The organism is Puniceibacterium sp. IMCC21224 (genome assembly GCF_001038505.1).
Lineage (GTDB): Bacteria > Pseudomonadota > Alphaproteobacteria > Rhodobacterales > Rhodobacteraceae > Puniceibacterium.
This window is the reverse complement of sequence record NZ_LDPY01000001.1, coordinates 278,925-298,728: the sequence shown is the minus strand read 5'-3', so window position 1 is coordinate 298,728 and position 19,804 is coordinate 278,925. Positions and strand designations below refer to the sequence as shown.

Genomic DNA, 19,804 nt, shown 5'->3' with positions numbered 1-19,804 from the left:
TGATTCTGATTACATCTTATCAACTGCGGCATCGCCGATGTTATCAACACCACGTTCCGCCAAAAGATTGCTCAGCCAGTCGGGGTCCATTTCGGGCACCGAACTCAGCAACAGATCCGTGTAGGCGTGGTGCGGCGGTTGGAACATTTCAACCTTGGGCCCCTGTTCAACGACGCGCCCATCCTTCATTACCACCACTTCATCAGCGATGGATTTCACCGTCGCCAGATCATGTGTGATGAACATGTAGCTCAGGCCCAGATCATCCTGAAGCCGCGCCAGAAGCCGCAGAATACCCTCGGCCACCAATTGATCCAGCGCGCTTGTCACCTCATCGCAGATGATGAACTTTGGCTCGGCCGCCAGTGCGCGGGCGATGCCGATGCGCTGTTTCTGACCACCAGAAAGCTCGGACGGAAGGCGGTCGAAATACTGTGCAGCGGGCAGTTCTATCTGCTCCAGCAGTTCCTCGACCCGGCGACGCTTCGCCTTGCCGGTCAGACCCATGTAGAATTGCACCGGGCGGCCGATGATTTCCCCGATGGATTTTCGCGGGTTCAGCGCCGTGTCGGCCATCTGGTAAATCATCTGCGCCTGACGCAACTGCATCTTGTTGCGCTTGCGATAATCCAGCGGCAGCGCGACACCGTCGAATTCGATCACGCCCAGACGCGGCGGCAACAGGCCAGTGATGCAGCGCGCGGTCGTTGATTTTCCCGACCCGGATTCACCCACGACTGCCACGGTGCGCCCGGCGTGGATATCAAAGCTGACATCGCGCAGCACGTCCACCTTGCCATAGGCCGCCGAGATCCCCTGAACCGAGACCACCGGCGTCGCGCTGGTGTGTACTGCCGGTTTTTGCGGGCGCTGGAATTCGCGCACAGCCCAGAGGCTTTTGGTGTATTCCTGTTGCGGGTTGCTCAGCATCTCGCGGGTCTCGGCCTCTTCGACCTCATCCCCCTTGAGCAGAACTTTGATCCGGTCAGCCATCTGCGCGACCACGGCCAGATCATGCGTGATGTAGATCGCCGCCGTGTCATATTCGGCCACGATGTCACGGATACTGGCCAACACCTCGATCTGGGTGGTCACGTCCAGCGCAGTGGTCGGTTCGTCAAAGATGATCAGGTCGGGACGGCAGGACATTGCCATCGCCGTCATCGCACGCTGCAATTGCCCACCCGAGACCTGATGCGGATAGCGGAACCCGATCTCTTCGGGGTTAGGCAAACGCAGCTTGGCATAAAGCGTCATTGCGTCCTGTTCGCTCTCGGCTTTGGACATGACGCCGTGCTGTACCGGGCCCTCGGTGTGCTGGTCGATGATCTGATGCGCGGGGTTAAAGGACGCCGCCGCCGATTGCGCCACATAGGCAATACGTTTACCCAGCAGGTCACGTTTTACCGCTGCGGACGCCTTAAGCAGGTCAATTCCGTCGAATTCAACTGACCCGCTGCTGATGCGCACACCGTCGCGACAGAATCCCATCGCGGCCAAACCCATTGTCGATTTTCCGGCCCCGGACTCACCGATAAGGCCCAGCACTTCTCCCTTGTCGAGATGCAGGTCAACGCCGTTGATGATCGGATTCCAAGTCTCGTCTGACCGCCCCTCGATCACCACGTTTTTCATTGTCAGAAGGCGGCTCATTCCTTGAGCCCCGACGATCTGTGCAGCATCCAGTCCACCACAAAATTGACAGCCACGGTCAGCAGGGCAATCGCCCCTGCCGCCAGCAGCGGTGCGCTGGCCACCTGCGGCGCAAAGGCGGCAAAGTTGATGAACTGCGCCAGATCCCGCACCATCGTACCCCAATCCGCCAGCGGTGGCTGAATACCCACCCCCAGAAAGGACAACGACGCAATGGTCAGGAACACAAAGCAGAACCGCAACCCAAATTCGGCCAGCAAAGGCGCGGTGGCATTCGGCAGGATCTCTTTGAAAATCAGGTATGCCATTCCTTCGCCGCGCAGTTTGGCCGCTTCGATATAGTCCATGACGACAATATTGACGCCCACCGCGCGGGCCAGACGGAACACACGGGTGGAATCGATCACCGCAATGATCAAAACCATATAGACGGTCAGCAGTTCCTTTTGCGATCCGGCCCAGGCGCTGGCGATGGTCATCAGCAACAGCGCAAAGATCAGCGACGGAATCGCCATCAGGACATCCACCGCACGGCTTAGAACTTGGTCCAGCCAGCCGCCCACCGTGGCGGCAAGAAAGCCGAGTGTGCCGCCCAGCAGGAACGCCAGAACCGTGGTGGCAAAAGCAATACCAACCGTGTTCTGCGCGCCATAGATCAGGCGGCTAAGGATATCGCGACCAATCTGGTCGGTGCCCAACGGAAAATCCGGGTTGCCGCCCAGCGCCGGATCTCCGCCCGGCGCGATGTTGGCGGCGACGCCCGGTATGATTTGCTCCTGACCATAAGGTGCCAGCACCGCAGCAAAAATCGCCAGAAGTGCGTAGATCAGGATGGTCAGCAGGCCAAAGCTCGCCGTTAGGGGCATCTGTCGGAACAGTTTGCGCGTGCCCGACGTGCCGATCTTTTGACCCAGAAGGCGGAAGACCCAGGCGCAGACGGCAAAGATCAGCAGCCATTCGATCCCGACGCGGAAAAAGAAGTATTTGTTGACCTCTGGTGCCGCGAGCGTGCGGGCCAGATAATAGGACCAGACCACCCAGATCAGCACCAGCGCGCCCAGAACGTACCCAAACGCCACACTCAGCGGCATGTCGCGGAACACCGGCTTGTTGTCTGTCAGCTTTTGCCCCAATGCCCGAAGAACCCAGCCACCAGCAAGGCAAAAGGTAAGTACGGCGGCAATTTGCAGGATAAAACTCATTTCGGATGCCTCAGACGTGGGTTGCTGAGGATCGCCATGATGTCCGCCGTAAGGTTAAGAAGAATGTAGGCCGCCGCAAAGATCAGGCAGCAGGCTTGCACGACGGGGATGTCGCGAATCTTGACGCTATCGACGAACAACTGGCCGATGCCGGGATAAACAAACACCACCTCGACCACGACGACGCCGGTAATAAGATAAGCCAGATTCAGCGCGATTACGTTGATGATGGGAGCCAGCGCATTCGGCAGCGCGTGTCGCACAATCACCCGCATCGGCGACATACCCTTGAGGCGCGCCATCTCAATGTACGGCGAAGCCAGCAGGTTGATGATCGCCGCCCGCGTCATCCGCATCATATGCGCCGTGACCACAAGGGTCAGTGTCAGGGCCGGAAGCAGCGTCTTTTCAAACCGCTCACCCAGCCCCATGCCGATATAGATATTCGACAGGCTGGGCAGCAGGGGGTTCAGCACCGCCAGAAACAGAATCAGGATGTAGGCCAGAAAAAATTCCGGGCTGCTGATCGAACTGAGGGTAAAGATGTTCGCCGCCTTGTCGAACGCCGAATTGCGATAGAGCGCGGCAAGAATGCCCAGCGCGACCGAGAACGGCACCGCAATCAGGGCCGTTACCCCGGCAAGAAACATCGTATTCCAGAACCGTGGCGCGATCTGCTCGGCGACGGAACTAAGCCCGCTGCCAGAATCCGCGCCCACAAAGCTGGCAAAATTCGCCTGTGCAAAGGAATTCCCAAGATCGCCCTGCACCGCCGCAGCAAGCCATTGGAAATATCGGGTGACTGGGGGCTGGTCCAAACCAAGGTCGCGCCGAATGGAGTCGACGGCCTCGGGCGTTGCGCCCTGCCCGAGGATCGCCTGCGCAAAGTCACCAGGAAGAAGATTTACAGCCGTGAAGATCAGTACCGAGACAACGAACAGCGTCAGCACACCAAATGCCAGCCGTTGCGCTATTATTTTCAGGACCGAGGACACGTTGTAAAAAAGCTCCTTTTCAGGGTGTTGTCACGTTAGCGCCAGAATCTCTGGTGTAAACACATCTTTGGCGAACCATGGCAGAAATGCCCACATAACGGGCAATTGCCCACGACACAGGTCAGGTCACAGCAATCTGGTTCATGACATGAACAAGTTCGGCGCTGATTCCTGGCTCGGACAAGGCATGCCCGGAGTTGCGGATCATGCGCAGGTCGGCATTGGGCCAGGCTTTGGCCAACCGCCATGCGCGCACTGGCGGGCAGATCATGTCATAGCGCCCCTGAACGATCACACCGGGAATGTGCCGGATGCGATCAATATTGTTCAGGATCCAGTTGTCCTGATCAAGGAATCCGGCATGGGTGAAATAGTGGTTTTCAAGCCGGGCAAAGGCGCGGGCATATTCGCCCGGTGCTTCACCCCCCTGCCCATTGGATTGCACCGACGCCAGCGCGTTTTCCCACGACGACCATGCGCGCGCATATTGCGTCTCGATCCGCAGGTCGCCGGAAAACAACCGCTTGTGGTACGCAGCGATCATGTCTCCCCGCTCGTCCTCGGGGATCAAATCGGCAAACCGCGCCCAGGGTTCGGGCCAGAACTGCCCCGCACCACCGCCGTAAAACCAGTCCAGCTCGGCCTGGGTCATCAGGAAAACACCGCGCAGCACCAGATGGCGGACGCATTCAGGATGCGAGATCGCATAGACCAACGCTAGCGTAGCGCCCCAACTGCCGCCAAAGACAATAAAGCGGTCAATGTCCAGTGCTCCGCGAATCTGTTCGATATCCGCGACCAGATCCCACGTGGTATTGTCGATGACGCTGGCATGCGGCCGCGAACGTCCACATCCACGCTGGTCGAACAGCACGACACGATAGACGCTCGGGTCGAAATAGCGCCGCATCGACGGGCTACACCCGCCACCCGGCCCCCCATGCAGCACGATCACGGGGATGCCTTGCGGGTTTCCGCATTGCTCGACATAGATCGTGTGCCCTGCCCCGACATCCAGCATCCGCTGGTCAAACGGATCCACCGGAGGGTAGAGGTACTGCACTGCGCGCTTTTGGCCCAAGTCTTTGTCCATGGCTGATCTATATTAGAGGCAGAGTACAAAAGGCCACGAAAAAACTGCTCTTGCGAATACGGGAAATGCCGCCATGACCACCAACACCGTCGATCCGTCCGAAATTGCCAAATTTACGGCAATGGCTGCCGAATGGTGGGATCCGAACGGCAAGTTTAAGCCACTGCATATGCTGAACCCCTGCCGCCTAGACTATATCACCGGGCAAATTGCCGGAGAGTTTGACCGCGATCTTGGGACACGCGCGCCTTTTGACGGTCTGAAAATACTCGATATCGGCTGCGGCGGCGGGTTGTTGTGCGAACCGATGGCGCGGCTTGGGGCCGACGTGGTGGGTGTTGACGCGGCCGAACGCAATATCCCGGTGGCGCAAACGCACGCGCAGCAAACCGGATTGGAGATCGACTACCGTTTCACCACAGCCGAGGCGTTGGCCGAAACCGGTGCCCAATTCGACGTGGTGCTGAACATGGAGGTGGTGGAACATGTCGCCGACCCGCTGGGGTTTCTGACCGCCTGCCAGCAATTGCTGCGTCCGGGCGGGCTGCACATCTGTTCGACCCTCAACCGCAATCCCAAAAGCTTTGCAATGGCGATCATTGGCGCCGAGCATGTGATGCGGTGGCTGCCCAAGGGCACCCATGACTGGCGCAAGTTCATCACCCCGGACGAGTTGTTCGACCTGCTGTCAAAAGCCGGTTTTGACCCAGTTGATCGCAAGGGATTCGTGTTTAACCCGATCACCTGGCAATGGAAAATTTCCGCGCGCGATCTTGGCTGCAACTACGTGACAGCCGCTCTTAAACCCTAGGCGGGACGCTTTTGTCCGACATGTCAGGTCAGAGTCGGGTCGTCTGATTCGAGCTTAGTGCGCAGATCCCGCAACACAGGAAGCGCGGCGCGCACCTTGGCCTCGCCCAGATCCCCCACCATTTCGGTGATCAGCGGTGTAATCGCCGCCAGTGCGGCGTCGCGCGCAGCCAGCCCCGCCGGGCTTATCGACACCAGTTTTTTACGGGCATCGTCCCAATCCGGGCGGATGTGGACATAGCCGGAAATATCCAGCTTGGTCAGAGTATTGGTCATCGCACCACGGGTCACGTGAAACGCACGCGCCAGTTGCGCCGGACTGCGCTCGGACCCAACACGAGCAAGCGCGTTTAGAACTGAAAAATGCGAGATTTCCATTTTGTTGGGCAGCACACGGGTCAGCCTGGCGCGCAACAACTGGTCAGCGGTCAAAAGCTCACTAACGAGCGATATGGCGAGGGAATTGTCGCTCATTTTAGGCTGGCCGGGCCAGAAAAGGTCCGGTCATGTTGCAGGGACGGGATCTTGGCGCGCGCGGCAGCCACCTGCGTCAGGTCGATATCGACCATGTGAATCCCCGGCACTGTTCCGGCATCCAGCAGCACTTCGCCCCAAGGTGAAACCGCCATGGAATGCCCATAGGTCGAGCGCTGTTTGCCGTCAGAGGCCGCGTGTTGCCCGACCTGCGCAGGAGCAAGAACATACGCCCCTGTCTCGATCGCGCGGGCGCGCAGCAATGGTTCCCAATGTGCGGGACCAGTGGCCGTGGAAAAGGCCGAAGGCACGGTCAGAATCTTTGCACCCGCCTGCGCAAGTTTGCGGTAAAGATAGGCAAACCGCACATCATAGCAAACGGTCAGCCCAATCCGGCCAAGTGGCGTGTCGGCCACAACTGCGCGATCGCCCGGCGCGTAGCCCGACGATTCTTTGTAAGTTTCCGCCTCGGACACCTGAACGTCGAACATGTGCATTTTGTCATACCGCGCCGCGATGCTTCCGTCCGGCGCAATCAGAAACGAACGGTTCGCGAACCGTTCCTCTGGCGGATCAGACTTCAGTGCCAATGACCCTGCCAGCAGCCAAACGCCTTGGCGCGCCGCCGCATCGCGCAGACCAGCGAGCGTTGGATCCGCGCCCTCGCGTTGCAGGATCCTGCGCTGATGCGGGCGACTTGCGGACACGCAATTGGTGACTTCGGGGGTCAGCACAAAATCCGCCCCCTCGGCCACCGCGCGCGCCACAAGGTTCGTAACCATTGCCAGATTCTGCGCCGGATCGTCTGACGATGTCAGTTGCAAAAGCGCGGCGCGGCTCATCCTGCCAGCAACGCGTCCAGCTTGCCCGCCCGGTCCAGCCCGAACAGGTCGTCGCAACCGCCGACATGGGTGTCACCGACAAAAATCTGCGGCACCGTCCGCCCGCCATTGGCGCGCTGAATCATCTCGGCCTTGCGATCGGGCTGTTTGAGCACATCAACCTCGGAAAAAGCGACGCCTTTCTGGGTCAGAAGCCGCTTGGCGGCATGGCAGAAACCGCAGAGCGGCGATGTATAAATTTCGACAGTTTGCATGTTGGTATCCTTTGACCCTTTGTCAGGGATTTAGATATCCTTTGCAACGCGCGCCAGCATTGTGATGCAAACCTCGGTTGCGCCTGCTGCAATACACGCCGCTGCGGCGGCGGCAAAGGTCGCCCCGGTGGTCATGACGTCATCAACCAACACAACCGGACGATCACGTAAAACATCCATCCGTCTGGGGTGGGGCCGCAAGGCACTGTCGAGGGTGGCAAACCGTTCCTCGCGGCTTTTGCCATCCAGTGACGGAGTATGACGGACACGCTGCAGCGCATCAGGACAACAATCGCACCCTAGCTGGCGCGCCAAGGCCTGTGCCAACAGGGCCGACTGGTTGTATCGCCGCCGCAACAGACGAAACGGGTGCAGCGGGATCGGCACGACAACCGATCCGGGCCGCAGAATTGGACGCACGGCGCGGGCCATCCACAGCGCCGCAGGGTTCACAATATCGTGCCGGTCGCCGTGTTTCAGCGACAGGACCATGCGACGCCCGGTATCCTTGTATATCAATGCCGCACGCCCCTGCACCCATGGCCGCGCAATTGTCAGGCAGTCGTCACAGTGTTCAATCTGATCCGACGACCCTGGCAACGGAACACCGCAAAGGTCGCAAACCAGGCCCGCGACAAAAGATGTCTCGCGCCAGCAAGCACCGCATAGGCCAAAATCGCTTTCGACCAGACCATCGCAGGTCAGGCAGCGGGGCGGATAAATCACCCGAAGCGCCGTTTGCAACCGCTGCGCCAGCATCCTATCTACCTCCTATGACGAGCCCGACAAAACTGACCGATCTCTCGGCCCTGACCTTGCATCGCGCCCGCGCGCGGCGCGACGCACTGTTCCTGCACGACACCGTGCGTGACGAGGCTCAGGATCGGCTCGCCATGGTTAACAAATCATTTACTGCGCCAGCAATCGTCACCGCTTTTCCGGAAATCTGGCGCGCGGCCTTTCCTGACGCCACAATTGTCGCGGATACCGAGGTTCTGGATCTTGAGCCCGGCGCACATGATCTGGTGATCCACGCGCTGGCGCTGCATTGGGCCGATGATCCAGTCGGCCAGCTTATTCAGTGTCGGCGCGCTTTGCGGCCTGATGGATTAAGCCTGACTCTGGCGTTTGGCGGGCAAACCCTGCACCAGTTGCGCGCGGCCCTTGGCCAGGCAGAAATTACCGTGACTGGCGGGCTTTCGCCGCGCGTCGCGCCGATGGGTGAAATCCGTGATCTGGGCGCGCTTCTGCAACGCGCCGGATTTGCGCTGCCTGTCGCGGATTCTGTGCCGCTGAACGTGAGCTACGCAGACCTGTGGAACCTGATGCACGACCTGCGCGCCATGGGCGAGACCAACGCGCTGGCCGCACGGCTCAGACATCCCACCCGGCGCGCGGTTCTGAATGAGGCGGCCAAGATTTACGACCGCGAATATAGTGATACTCAGGGACGTATCACCGCAACGTTCGAAATTATCGTGCTGACCGGCTGGGCCCCGGATGCGTCGCAACCGCAAGCATTGCGGCCCGGCTCGGCCTCGGCCCGGTTGGCCGAGGCGTTAGGTACACAGGAAACGCCGCTCAAAGATTGACCTGCGGTGCAGAGACGATACTTACCCCGCACAGCAACAGAACCAGGATCAGACCATGCCGGATGCCGCAATTTCAGCCCAAAAGCCAGTAAACGCACCGGCGGATCATCCGGCACTGCCGACGGAAAAGATCGGTATCCTGCTTGCCAACCTCGGCACGCCGGACAATTACGATTACTGGTCGATGCGCCGCTATCTGAGCGAGTTCCTGTCGGACCGGCGCGTGATCGACTATTCCCCCTGGTTGTGGCAACCGCTGCTGCAACTGGTGATCCTTACCACGCGCCCCTCGCGTTCTGGTGCAGCCTACAAATCAATCTGGAACCACGAGGCTGGCGAAAGCCCACTGATGACGATCACCAGAGATCAAACTACAGCCATTGCCGACACGATGCAGTCACAATACGGCGACCGCGTGATGGTCGATTTCTGCATGCGCTATGGCAACCCGTCGACACGGTCCAAAGTCAAGGCGATGATCGAGGCCGGATGCCGCAAGATCCTGTTTTTCCCGCTTTATCCGCACTACGCCGGCGCCACTTCGGCGACGGCCAACGACGCGTTCTTTCGCTGCCTGATGGACGAGAAATGGCAACCCGCTGTGCGCACCGTGGATCCCTATTTTGCGCATCCTCAGTATATCGATGCGCTCGCCCGCTCGGTCGAGACGGCCTATGCCAAGCTGAAGACAAAGCCTGACATACTACTGTGTTCCTACCATGGCGTACCGAAACGCTACTTGATGGAGGGTGATCCCTATCATTGCCAGTGCCAAAAAACGACGCGTTTGCTGCGCGAGCGGCTGGGATGGGACAAGACCGAAATCAGAACCACATTCCAGTCGAAATTCGGCCCCGAGGAATGGCTGAAACCCTACACTGTCGAAGAGGTTGCGCGGATCGCCGCCGATGAGGGCAAAAAGAACATCGCGATCTGTGCGCCTGCATTTTCGGCAGACTGCATCGAAACACTGGAAGAGATCAACGAAGAGATCAGAGAAAGCTTTGAACACGCCGGCGGGCAGCAGTTCACCTATATTCCTTGCCTGAACGACGATCCGGCGCATATCGCAGCACTGTCAGCCGTTATTGACGAGAACCTGCAAGGGTGGATTCAGCCCTGACACGGGCCATACCCAGCCATCAGACGCAAAAAAGGCGGTGTTTTCACACCGCCTTTTTCGCTTAACCTTGCCGATATGGCTTAGTTGCTGGACGCTACAGCTGCTGCCACCAGGGCGAGCAGGATCAGCGGGACCAGGATGCCCGAGGAAGAAGACGCCTGAGCGGTTTCTTCTACGACCACGACGGGCTCCATCATGACGTCATTCTTGGCATAGGAGCCAGCCATTGCGGAAGTGGCAGCGGCGGACATTGCGGCGGCGAGAGCGATTTTCTTCATGTTATTCTCCAGATATTCGCCTGACGTAAGCCCATAGGACTATGGTTACGCCAAGCACCCAAGACTACCTTGTAACATGTTCTAAGCAGTAAAACCTTGAGAATGCAAACGCAACTTTAGGTGTCCCTGCCGCCGGCCGCCAAAATATCGTCAAATAAGCAACACCTGAGTGCCAACATTGGCGAGCGTGTACAGCTCTTCGATATGCTGGTTGTACAGGCCGATGCATCCGTTGGAGGATCGCCGCCCGATCTTGCGGGTGTCGTGGGTTCCGTGGATCCGGTAGTAGGTCCAACTGAGGTGCAGCGCGCGCGTGCCCAGCGGGTTGTCAGGGCCCGGACCGACGTAATCCGGCCACTCAGGGTTGCGGACCTTCATCGACGGCGTCGGGCGCCAGTCCGGGTTGGGATCCTTTAGCACGATACTGGTACGGCCAAGGCGGGTCAGATCCTCGGTCAGGGGCACCGACGTCGGATATAGCTTGTAGGTATTGCCGTCCTCAGACCAGTAGTGCAGCGCGCGGCTGGTGGTATCGACCAGCACGGCACCCTTGTTCAGGTCCGAAAAATATGGCTGCCAGTCAAGCGAACGGAAGCTGGAAATATTGCGGCGTACGGCCTTTGAGATGTCGCGCTCAATCTCGACCGTTCCCGCGCCGTTCAAATCCTGCGCATATGCCGGTGCGCCCAATATTGCTGCTGAACCAGCCATTGCAGTGCCGGCAAGGAAACGACGGCGGTTGAACTGTGTCTTTGTCGTTTCAGTCATGGTTTCGACTCCATTTTACATAAATCGCTGTTTGTCACATTATTGCCGGAATGCCGCAGTCGCAAATCAAACCCGTGTCATATGGCATCCTCACGCCGATGTGGGTTTGATTAGCAACGCTGTGCGCGATAAGGCTCGGATAACAACGATGGGTGGCTAAATATATGATACGTGTCGCGACACTTTTGGTTTCCACAGCTCTGGCTCTCGCGGCTTGTGCTCCAACTGTAACGACTCCGACCCTTGGGCCGGATGGCAAACCACTGCCACGGGTGTACCGGATCAATTCGGCTGACGAGGCACGGATCGAGTATCGGATGCTCGATTCAGTCAACGCACTGCGCGAAGCTGCAGGCGCCGCCAAGGTGTCGCTGAATTCGCAGCTCAATGCCGCCGCCGCAACGCATTCACGTGACATGTCGATGCAAAACCGACCCTGGCACTTTGGCTCGGATGGATCGTCACCGATTGATCGGGCACGCCGCGTTGGCTATTCCGGGCAATTGCTGGGTGAAAACATCTCTGAGACGTACGAGACCGAGTTGGAAACGCTGGCCGCCTGGATGGAAGATTCCGCAACGCGCGACGTAATCGTCGATTCGTCGGCAACCGATCTTGGCTTTGCCTGGTTCCAGGAACCCAATGGCAAGATCTGGTGGACACTGGTGACCGGAGGGTCGTCCGCCCCAGTTCAGCTCGCGTTTGACGCAAACTGAACGCGCTTCAGGGCAACACCGGTCGGGCTCCCCTCAGGGATTTATGCTGATCGGTGTGCCGTCGCGTACCATCGCATAGACATCCTCGATCTCGCGATCAGTCACCGAAATGCAACCCCAGGTCCAGTCGCGCCCGCCCTTGCGAAACTCGGGCGGTCGACCGTGGATAAAGATGTCGCCACCGGGTGATTTGCCCATGTTCTGCGCCAGCGCCCGGTCCAGCTGGTTTGGATAGGATACCCCGATGGACAGATGGAATCGGCTGTTGGGATTACGACGGTCGATGTAATAGACACCCTCGGGTGTTCTGCCGTCGCCTTCGATCTGCTTGTGGCCGACCGGAGCAAACCCGAGACCGATATCGTAGCTCTTGAGCACTTTTTGATTGTGCATCAGATACATCTTGCGCGCGCCCTTTTGGACGACGACCTGCGTCACTGCCGGGCCGTTGTAGGTTTTGAATTTACTGGTCGCGCAACCCGCCAGACTGAGGGCAAGCAACGAAAGTGCCAGAAACCGGAAAAGACGCATATTGACTGTCCTGCTCGTTTTTTGTGGCTTTATAGCCTGAAAAGCCCCTCCAATACAGGCTCAAGACAGCAATGACGACAAATTGATCCGTTCAGCGCGTGCGCGTCAGGCAGGCGGCAAGTTCGACATGCGTCGACCAGCGGAACTGATCCACCACCTGTATCCAGTCCAGAGTATAGCCCTGCGCCACCAGCGCCGCTGCATCCCGCGCAAAGCTGACCGGGTTGCACGAGACATAGGCGATGCGCGGCATATGGGCCGCCGCCAACTCGGCGATCTGCGCCTGCGCTCCGGCGCGGGGCGGGTCGATCACCACGGCATCAAACCGGCGCAATTCATCAACCAGCAGCGGATTGCGGAACAAGTCGCGCGTTTCGGTTGTCACTGGCTTTAGCCCCTGCGCGTTGCGCCAGCCGTGATCCAGCGCGGCCAGCATCGGCGCCTCGCCCTCTACGGCATGGACCGGCGCGGCCCCGCTCAGCGGCAGCGCAAAGGTGCCGCAGCCGGCAAAAAGATCGGCAACCCGACGCGCGCCTGCCACGACCTCTTGAACTGCCGCAAGTAACGCAGCTTCGCCCTCTGGCGTGGCCTGAAGAAAGGCACCGGGCGGCGGCACAACATTGGCCTTGCCCATGCGCAGTTCAGGCTGCCGGCGCGCAACAGCAACATCGCCCTCCCACGACAGACGGGCAAGGTCATGCTGGCGACCCAGGCCAGCCAGCATTTCGCCCAACGCCGCGTCCAGCGGTCTGCCACCACGCACCGCCACATCCAGCCCGCCATCAGTTCGAGTGATCAGTACAGATAGTTCGCCTTTGCGGCTGGCACCCAACATACCGATCTGTTCAACCAGCGGCAGCGCAGCCGCGATATCGGGATGCACCAGCAGACAGTTCGGAACTGCCACGATCACGTCCGACGCCTTGATGTGAAACCCAGCGAGCGCGCCCTTTTTGGTCCGACGCACCGAAAAGGCAGCGCGGCGACGGGTCTGCGACGGCGACGTCGCGATAGTTCGAAGCTCAGTGTCTAGCCCGTGGGCTGACAACGCCTGTCGCACCACATCAGTCTTCCAGTCACCGACAAAGCCGTCGCTGGCATGCTGCAACTGACAGCCGCCGCAGGATCGGGCATGAGCGCAGGGACCGCGGACGCGATCAGAGGACGGTGTGACGATTTTTGGCACGGCGAGGATGCCGTCAACTACTTCTCCCTCGACCTCTTCGCCGGGCAAAGCGCCCGGGACAAATACCGGACCACGGGCGATCCCGTCGCCCTGATGCCCCAACCGTTCGATGCGTAAAATTGCCATGATCCGCCTCTTGCCCGGTTTATCCGCCCGCGTCGAGCCGTGTCAGAAACGCATTCACCTCACGAGGGGAACAAAGGCGATGTACATCTGTCTCTGGTCCGGCCCGGTCGATCAGTGCAAGGTTCTGCTGGCGCCCGCTGTGCCGGGTGTCCCAAATCCATTTCCAAAAGACATAATCAAACCGCTCTGGGCAGCCGTCAGGCAGGTCCGGACGTGTTCGACCATAATACCGCAACGTACGGTAAAACACGCGCCAGGCCCGTAGCCAAAGTGGCAGGTCCAGCATGACCAGAGTATCCGCACGCGCCAACCGCGTGTCATAAGTGGCCGACAGGCCGCCTTCGAACACCCACAGATCACCGGCCTCGGCCTCTTGTGCCAAAATGATTTTTTGCGGCTTCGGGCGCTCTGCCCAACCAGACTGCCAGTGGATGTGATCCATGTGAATCACGGGCAGGTCGGTTTTTCGCCCAATTCGGCGCGCCAGCGTGGATTTTCCCGATCCGGGCTGTCCCACGATCATGACCCGCTTCACTCTGCCGCCTCCTGCGCTCCCAGAAATCCACCCGATTGCCGGTTCCAGAAGCGGGCATAGAGTCCGTCCTGCGCCAACAGCGCCGCGTGTGTGCCGATTTCGGCGATCCGGCCGTGTTCCATGACCACTATCCGGTCCATGCTCGCGATCGTGGATAGACGATGCGCGATAGCGATCACCGTCTTGCCCTCCATCACTGCGGCCAGCGCCTCTTGAATCTCGGCTTCGACCTCACTGTCGAGCGCCGAGGTCGCCTCGTCCAGTACCAGAACCGGCGCATCCTTGAGGATGGCCCGCGCCAGCGCGATACGCTGCCGCTGCCCGCCCGACAGCTTAACCCCGCGTTCACCCAAGCGCGCGGCATACCCTGATCTGCCTTTGTGATCCTGCAAATCCTGAATAAATTCGTGCGCCGACGCGCGGCGGGCGGCGTCAAACACTTCTTCATCCGTCGCTTCGGGTTGCCCGTAGCGAATGTTGGCCAAAGCCGAACGGTTGAACATCGACGTCTCTTGCCGCACGACCGAAATCTGCCGCCGCAGTGCCTCTTGGGTGAGATCACGAATGTCGGTCCCGTCGAGCAGGATACGACCCTCTTCCAGCTCATAAAGTCGCAGCAGCAATGACATGGTGGTGGATTTACCCGCGCCAGACGCGCCAACCAGTGCCACCTTTTCACCCGCCTTGATATCCAGCGTCAGATCCTGAAGCGCTGCAACTGACCCGCCATAGGCAAACTTGACGCCCTCAAACAAAACCGCGCCCGGTCCCTTGGCGGTGTCCTGCGCACCACTGCGATCCGTAATCTCGTGCGGGGGCGCGAGGGTTAAGATACCATCCTCAATCTCACCGATATTGGTAAAGATCGAAATGGCGACGCGGCCCAGACGGTTGGTCAACTGACTCAGCCGTGTGGCGACCATCGCGGTCATGGCAATATCGCCCGTCGACGCGCTGCCAAGCGTCCAAAGATACAGCGCCCCAAGGATACTGAACAGCGGCAGCATCCCGCCCAACGTCATCAGCACCAGCCGGAACATGGATGAGATGCCGCCAAATTCCAGCGCGCGCTGCCGGAAATGGTCAAGCTCGCGCAGGGTTGCGCGATCCTCGTACTGGCTGTGGGCGAACAATTTGACCGCTGCGATATTCGACAGGGTGTCGACAATCTGCCCGGTCACCTGGGTTCGCGCGCCTGCCCGTGCCGCCGCGCGCCGCTGCACCCGCGGGATGAAGTAGCGAAGCGCGACAAAATAGAGCCCGCCCCAAAGCACAAAAATCAGCAACAACCGAGTATCAATGTGCGCCATAAGCAGCAGTGATCCACCAAAGACGGCCAGTGAATAGATTCCAACATCGGCAACTTCTATCACCACGTCGGTCAACGCCCGCGAGGTCTGCAACGCCTTCTGGCTGATCCGCCCGGCAAAATCATTCTCAAAGTAGCGCATGGAGTGGCCCAGCGTGTGCCGGTTGACCCGGCTTAGCACCAGCGGAAACAAATGCGGCCCCAACAGTATTCCCGTCACCCCGGCATCGGCGGCGAACAACAACGGGCGTAACACCAGAAAAAACAGGCCGCCAAAGACGATGACTGGCCAGAAAGGTGCCCAGAACCCGCCACCGTCGTGCACAGACGCCGCGTCGATGACCCAGCCAGTGAACGAAGCAGCCACGATTTCAGACATCCCGGCCACAAAAGTAACGGCAAAGGTCAGCGCAATCGCCCGTTCCGACCCGCGCAAGGCCCATTTCGCGAATGGCCAAAGATGCTGCGGCGGTGGGCCCTCGGCGGGCTGAAACACGTCGATCAAAGCAAGGAGCCACTGCCAAAGGGTTCTCATTCCGCTGCCTCCTGACCATCCGACCCCTGGTCAGAGCCTATGAAACCGCGCGACTGCCGGTTCCAGTAGCGCGCGTACAGACCACCCTGCGCCAGCAGCGCGTCATGTGTGCCCAGTTCAGCAATACGACCCTGATCCAGCACAAGGATGCGATCCATCGACGAAATCGTCGACAAGCGGTGCGCGACGGCCAGAACCGTCTTGCCGGTCATGACCTGCTCCAGCGCCTCTTGTATTGACGCCTCAACTTCAGAATCCAGAGCGCTGGTCGCCTCGTCCAGAATGAGGATCGGCGCGTTTTTGAGGATGGCGCGCGCCAGCGCGATGCGCTGTCTCTGACCACCCGACAGTTTCACGCCACGCTCGCCCAGATGCGCGAGGTAGCCCTTGCGACCAGCGTGATCCTCAAGCCCGCCGATGAAATCATGGGCCTCAGCCTTTTGCGCGGCGGCATGAACCTCGGCCTCGGTTGCATCTGGTTTGCCGTACCGGATGTTGTCCAAAGCCGAACGGTTGAACATTGCGGTTTCCTGCGTGACCATGCCGATCTGGCGGCGCAGGGATTCCTGCGTGACGCCGCGAATGTCCTGACCGTCGATCAAAATCCGTCCCTGTTCGGCATCATAAAGCCGCAAGAGCAGAGCCACCAACGTCGATTTCCCCGCCCCAGACGCGCCAACAATGCCCAGTTTTTCCCCAGGCGCGATGTCGAGGTTCAGATGCTCAACCCCACCGGTTTTGCGTCCATAGGCAAAACCCACATTGTCGAGCGTGATGCGCCCTTTTGGCACCGTCAGTTCCGCAGCGCCGTCGGCATCAAGCAACGTGTGCGGCGGGGTAAGCGTGCGCATCCCATCCTCGACCTCACCCACATTGGCATAGAGCCCCATCAACGTGAAACTGACCCACCCGGTCATTTGCGCCAACCGCAGCGACACCGCGCCTGTGGCGGCAATATCCCCCGCCGTCACCAATCCACGCGACCAGTACCATAGCGCACCGCCCACCAGCAGCACCGGCAAAACACCCGCCATCGCCACCAGCCAGAACCGGAACGTGACCGAGATCCGCCCGAATTCCAGCGATCTGTCGCGGAACGTGCCCATTGCGCCCAGCGCCGCGCGATCCTCAAAATCTGCGTGGGCAAACAGTTTGACGATCTTGATGTTGGTCACGGTGTCCACGACCTGCCCGGTAACCATCGCCCGCGCGGCAGCCCGTGCCTTGGATGTCGACCGGATCAGCGGCATGAAATATCGGATCATCAGCAGATAGCCGGCCAACCATACCACGAGCCCCAGCGCGATCCGCACATCCACCGTGCCCAGCATCAGCGCCGCCCCGATTACGGACGCCAGCGCAAAAAGCACCGTCTGCACGATCTCGACCACCGAATCCGTCATGGCGCGGGCCGTCTGCATTTCCTTTTGCGCGATGCGGCCGGCAAAATCGTCGTCAAAGAATGTCACCGACTGGCCCAATGTGAACCGGTGCACCCGCGACAGCACGAGGTTAAAGACATTGGGCGCCACAACGATGCTTTGCAGATACGAGTTGGCGCCAAAAATCACTGGGCGCAGCACCAGAAAAAATGCCAGCGACACTAGCAGAACACCAGACTGATCGACAAAGATTGAGGTCGCATCGGACGACAGCGCCGCGTCGATGACCAGGCCCAGGATCAGGGCGGCCATGACTTCGACCACACCGGCGGCCACCGACACAACGGCTGCGACGCCCAGCGCCTTTTCCGCACCACGCAGCGTCCAGCGGAAAAACGGCCAGAGTGTCCGTGGCGGCGGGCCATTTGCCTGCGCAAAAGGGTCTAACCAGTCGGAGAATCTCATTCCGTTGCCTCGGTCACTGTGTCGGGGTCGGTGTCCAGAAAGCCGCCAGACTGACGGGACCAGAACCCTGCATATAGTCCACCCTGCGCCAAAAGCGCGTCATGGCTGCCATGTTCCACAATCCGCCCTTGATCCATCACCAAAATCCGGTCCATTCGGGCAATAGTGGACAATCGGTGCGCGATGGCGATCACGGTTTTGCCCTCCATCATGCCATACAGCGTGTCCTGAATCGCGGCCTCAACCTCGCTATCAAGGGCGCTTGTCGCCTCGTCCAGCAGCAGGATCGGCGCATTCTTCAGGATCACGCGGGCAAGAGTTACACGCTGGCGCTGCCCGCCGGACAGCTTGACACCGCGTTCGCCCACCTGAGCATCATAGCCGGTACGACCATGCATATCCACAAGCCCGAGAATGAATTCATGCGCCTGCGCCTGATGCGCAGCCGCCAGCATCTGCGCCTCAGAAGCGTCGGGGCGGCCATACAGAATGTTGTCGCGTACCGAACGATGCAGCAATGCGCTGTCCTGTTGGACCATGCCAATGTTCAGCCGCAAACTGTCCTGAGTCACACAACCGATGTCCTGACCATCAATCAGAATGCGGCCCTGTTCGACCTCATAAAACCGCAACAGCAGCTTGACCAGAGTCGATTTTCCAGCACCCGAGCGTCCCACCAGGCCGATCTTTTCTCCCGGCTGAATGCTGAGCGACACATGGTCCAACCCACCCGAACCGCGACCGTAATGATGTGACAGATCCTCAATCTCAATCCGGCCAGCCGTCAGATTCAGGGATGCCGCACCGGGCGCATCCACCAGTGTAACTGGCTGCGCAATCGTCTGCATTCCTTCGGCCACGATCCCGAGTTCGCGGAAAAACGTGGTCAGCGCCCACATGATCCACCCGGTCATCGCGTTCAATCGTAGCGTCAGCGCCGTAGCGGCGGCGACAGCCCCGACACTGGTTAACCCATGCATCCAGAACCCCAACGCCAGACCGACAACTGCCACAATCAGCAGCCCGTTCAGAAAGACCAGCGTCACGTCCATGATGGTATAGAGCCGCATTTCAGCCTGAAACGTCGTTCGGGTCTGATCTATCGCCTCGCGCGCATAGGCAATTTCGGTGTTGTGATGGGCGAACATCTTGACCGAATGGATGTTGGTATAACTGTCCACAACCCGCCCGGTGACCAGGCTTCGGGCATCCGATGCCGCTTTGGACGCCGGCCCGACGCGCCGCACGGTCCAGACCATCAGAATGGCGTAAAGCCCCATCCAGATCGCAAGCGGCACGATCAGCCACGGCTCAACCTGGCCCAGCAGCGCGGTAGCCCCCACCAGATAAGCCAGCGAAAAAGCGATGGCATCAAAGGTCTGGAACACCGCCTCACCCGCGGCAGGCGGGGTTTGCATAATACGGTTGGCGATGCGGCCGGCAAAATCATTTTCAAACCAGCCAACCGACTGACGCAACACCTGCCTGTGCGCCCGCCACCGTACCAGGGTGCCGAAATTCGGCATAATCGCGTTGTTGAGCAGCAGCACATCCAGCGCCTGCAACACTGGCCGCACCAAGAGGATAAAGACAGCCAGCGCCAGCAGCACCCCGCCGTGATCGGCCCAAACCTGCGCCGGATCACCAGAAAGGATGTCAACCACCCAACCCATGACCCAGATCAATCCAATCTCGACCATGGCCACCACAACCGACATGACCCCGGTCCAGAAAAAGATCCGGTGAAATGGACGCGCATACTCCATCAGAAACGGCAAGAGCCGCGTCGGTGGTGTGTCCGTTTCCGAGTAGGGCGTATAGGGGTCTACGAGATTTTCAAAAAACCGGAACATTGAAACAGCTTTGGTCAGAGTGACGGTGCCACATATTGTCACCGATTTCCCGGACAATGACCATGGAGCTAGGGACAAGATT

At 59.5% G+C, this 19,804-nt stretch carries 20 protein-coding genes; 4 read left to right on the top strand and 16 right to left on the bottom strand.

What is annotated here, in order from left to right; genetic code table 11:
• Window positions 1–9 precede the first annotated feature (9 nt).
• From IMCC21224_RS01395 to pip, 4 genes are all read right to left on the bottom strand, one after another.
• Complete coding sequence (locus IMCC21224_RS01395; protein ID WP_047993823.1) at window positions 10–1,653, bottom strand: ABC transporter ATP-binding protein; 1,644 nt, start codon at window positions 1,651–1,653, stop codon at window positions 10–12.
• Window positions 1,650–2,855 carry an ABC transporter permease gene (locus tag IMCC21224_RS01390; protein WP_082135100.1) on the bottom strand — a complete coding sequence of 402 codons (1,206 nt, stop codon included), beginning with the start codon at window positions 2,853–2,855 and terminating at the stop codon, window positions 1,650–1,652. The genes IMCC21224_RS01395 and IMCC21224_RS01390 overlap by 4 nt, the downstream gene beginning before the upstream one ends.
• On the bottom strand, window positions 2,852–3,850 hold the full coding sequence (locus tag IMCC21224_RS01385; RefSeq protein ID WP_047993822.1) for an ABC transporter permease: 999 nt from the start codon (window positions 3,848–3,850) through the stop codon (window positions 2,852–2,854). Before IMCC21224_RS01385 ends, IMCC21224_RS01390 begins: the two co-directional genes overlap by 4 nt.
• Window positions 3,851–3,971: 121 nt before the next feature.
• Window positions 3,972–4,943, bottom strand: a complete 972-nt coding sequence (gene pip, locus IMCC21224_RS01380) for a prolyl aminopeptidase (RefSeq protein ID WP_047993821.1) — start codon at window positions 4,941–4,943, stop codon at window positions 3,972–3,974.
• Window positions 4,944–5,016: 73 nt separating this feature from the next.
• Between pip and ubiG the strand changes: the two genes are divergently transcribed.
• Window positions 5,017–5,754, top strand: coding sequence for a bifunctional 2-polyprenyl-6-hydroxyphenol methylase/3-demethylubiquinol 3-O-methyltransferase UbiG (ubiG, locus tag IMCC21224_RS01375; protein ID WP_047993820.1), 738 nt, complete (start codon window positions 5,017–5,019; stop codon window positions 5,752–5,754).
• A 23-nt stretch (window positions 5,755–5,777) separates the two neighbouring features.
• Here ubiG and IMCC21224_RS01370 read toward each other — a convergent pair whose 3' ends face one another.
• From IMCC21224_RS01370 to IMCC21224_RS01355, 4 genes are read right to left on the bottom strand one after another with little or no spacing between them, the layout of a single operon-like run.
• Window positions 5,778–6,227, bottom strand: coding sequence for a MarR family winged helix-turn-helix transcriptional regulator (locus IMCC21224_RS01370; RefSeq protein ID WP_047993819.1), 450 nt, complete (start codon window positions 6,225–6,227; stop codon window positions 5,778–5,780).
• The gene (locus IMCC21224_RS01365; RefSeq protein WP_047993818.1) at window positions 6,224–7,069 is read right to left on the bottom strand and encodes a carbon-nitrogen hydrolase family protein; all 846 of its coding nucleotides are present in this window, start codon (window positions 7,067–7,069) and stop codon (window positions 6,224–6,226) included. Before IMCC21224_RS01365 ends, IMCC21224_RS01370 begins: the two co-directional genes overlap by 4 nt.
• Window positions 7,066–7,323 (bottom strand): glutaredoxin 3, encoded by a 258-nt coding sequence (gene grxC, locus IMCC21224_RS01360; protein ID WP_047993817.1) that lies wholly within the window; start codon window positions 7,321–7,323, stop codon window positions 7,066–7,068. The genes IMCC21224_RS01365 and grxC overlap by 4 nt, the downstream gene beginning before the upstream one ends.
• 30 nt (window positions 7,324–7,353) lie before the next feature.
• Window positions 7,354–8,082, bottom strand: a complete 729-nt coding sequence (locus IMCC21224_RS01355; protein WP_047993816.1) for a ComF family protein — start codon at window positions 8,080–8,082, stop codon at window positions 7,354–7,356.
• Between the two features lie 14 nt (window positions 8,083–8,096).
• On the opposite strand from IMCC21224_RS01355, the gene IMCC21224_RS01350 reads away from it, so the two are divergent.
• Both IMCC21224_RS01350 and hemH read left to right on the top strand, forming a co-directional pair.
• Window positions 8,097–8,915: a class I SAM-dependent methyltransferase gene (locus tag IMCC21224_RS01350; protein ID WP_047993815.1), complete on the top strand. Its 819-nt coding sequence runs from the start codon at window positions 8,097–8,099 to the stop codon at window positions 8,913–8,915.
• A gap of 55 nt (window positions 8,916–8,970) precedes the next feature.
• Window positions 8,971–10,038 (top strand): ferrochelatase, encoded by a 1,068-nt coding sequence (hemH, locus tag IMCC21224_RS01345; protein WP_047993814.1) that lies wholly within the window; start codon window positions 8,971–8,973, stop codon window positions 10,036–10,038.
• A gap of 80 nt (window positions 10,039–10,118) precedes the next feature.
• Here hemH and IMCC21224_RS01340 read toward each other — a convergent pair whose 3' ends face one another.
• Window positions 10,119–10,316 carry a hypothetical protein gene (locus IMCC21224_RS01340; protein ID WP_047993813.1) on the bottom strand — a complete coding sequence of 66 codons (198 nt, stop codon included), beginning with the start codon at window positions 10,314–10,316 and terminating at the stop codon, window positions 10,119–10,121.
• A 150-nt stretch (window positions 10,317–10,466) separates the two neighbouring features.
• Complete coding sequence (locus tag IMCC21224_RS01335) at window positions 10,467–11,084, bottom strand: L,D-transpeptidase family protein (protein ID WP_047993812.1); 618 nt, start codon at window positions 11,082–11,084, stop codon at window positions 10,467–10,469.
• 164 nt (window positions 11,085–11,248) lie between these two features.
• Between IMCC21224_RS01335 and IMCC21224_RS01330 the strand changes: the two genes are divergently transcribed.
• A complete protein-coding gene (locus IMCC21224_RS01330; RefSeq protein ID WP_082135099.1) occupies window positions 11,249–11,800 on the top strand; it encodes a CAP domain-containing protein in 552 nt (183 codons plus the stop codon).
• A 33-nt stretch (window positions 11,801–11,833) separates the two neighbouring features.
• Here the strand turns inward: IMCC21224_RS01330 and IMCC21224_RS01325 are convergent, their stop codons facing one another.
• From IMCC21224_RS01325 to IMCC21224_RS01300, 6 genes are all read right to left on the bottom strand, one after another.
• A complete protein-coding gene (locus IMCC21224_RS01325; RefSeq protein ID WP_047993811.1) occupies window positions 11,834–12,331 on the bottom strand; it encodes a murein L,D-transpeptidase family protein in 498 nt (165 codons plus the stop codon).
• Window positions 12,332–12,422: 91 nt separating this feature from the next.
• A complete protein-coding gene (locus IMCC21224_RS01320; RefSeq protein ID WP_047993810.1) occupies window positions 12,423–13,643 on the bottom strand; it encodes a class I SAM-dependent RNA methyltransferase in 1,221 nt (406 codons plus the stop codon).
• Between the two features lie 19 nt (window positions 13,644–13,662).
• Window positions 13,663–14,178, bottom strand: a complete 516-nt coding sequence (locus IMCC21224_RS01315) for an ATPase AAA (protein WP_047993809.1) — start codon at window positions 14,176–14,178, stop codon at window positions 13,663–13,665.
• Window positions 14,175–16,022: an ABC transporter ATP-binding protein gene (locus IMCC21224_RS01310; protein WP_047993808.1), complete on the bottom strand. Its 1,848-nt coding sequence runs from the start codon at window positions 16,020–16,022 to the stop codon at window positions 14,175–14,177. The genes IMCC21224_RS01315 and IMCC21224_RS01310 overlap by 4 nt, the downstream gene beginning before the upstream one ends.
• On the bottom strand, window positions 16,019–17,869 hold the full coding sequence (locus IMCC21224_RS01305) for an ABC transporter ATP-binding protein (protein ID WP_047993807.1): 1,851 nt from the start codon (window positions 17,867–17,869) through the stop codon (window positions 16,019–16,021). The genes IMCC21224_RS01310 and IMCC21224_RS01305 overlap by 4 nt, the downstream gene beginning before the upstream one ends.
• On the bottom strand, window positions 17,866–19,722 hold the full coding sequence (locus tag IMCC21224_RS01300; RefSeq protein ID WP_047993806.1) for an ABC transporter ATP-binding protein: 1,857 nt from the start codon (window positions 19,720–19,722) through the stop codon (window positions 17,866–17,868). The genes IMCC21224_RS01305 and IMCC21224_RS01300 overlap by 4 nt, the downstream gene beginning before the upstream one ends.
• Between the last annotated feature and the right edge of the window lie 82 nt (window positions 19,723–19,804).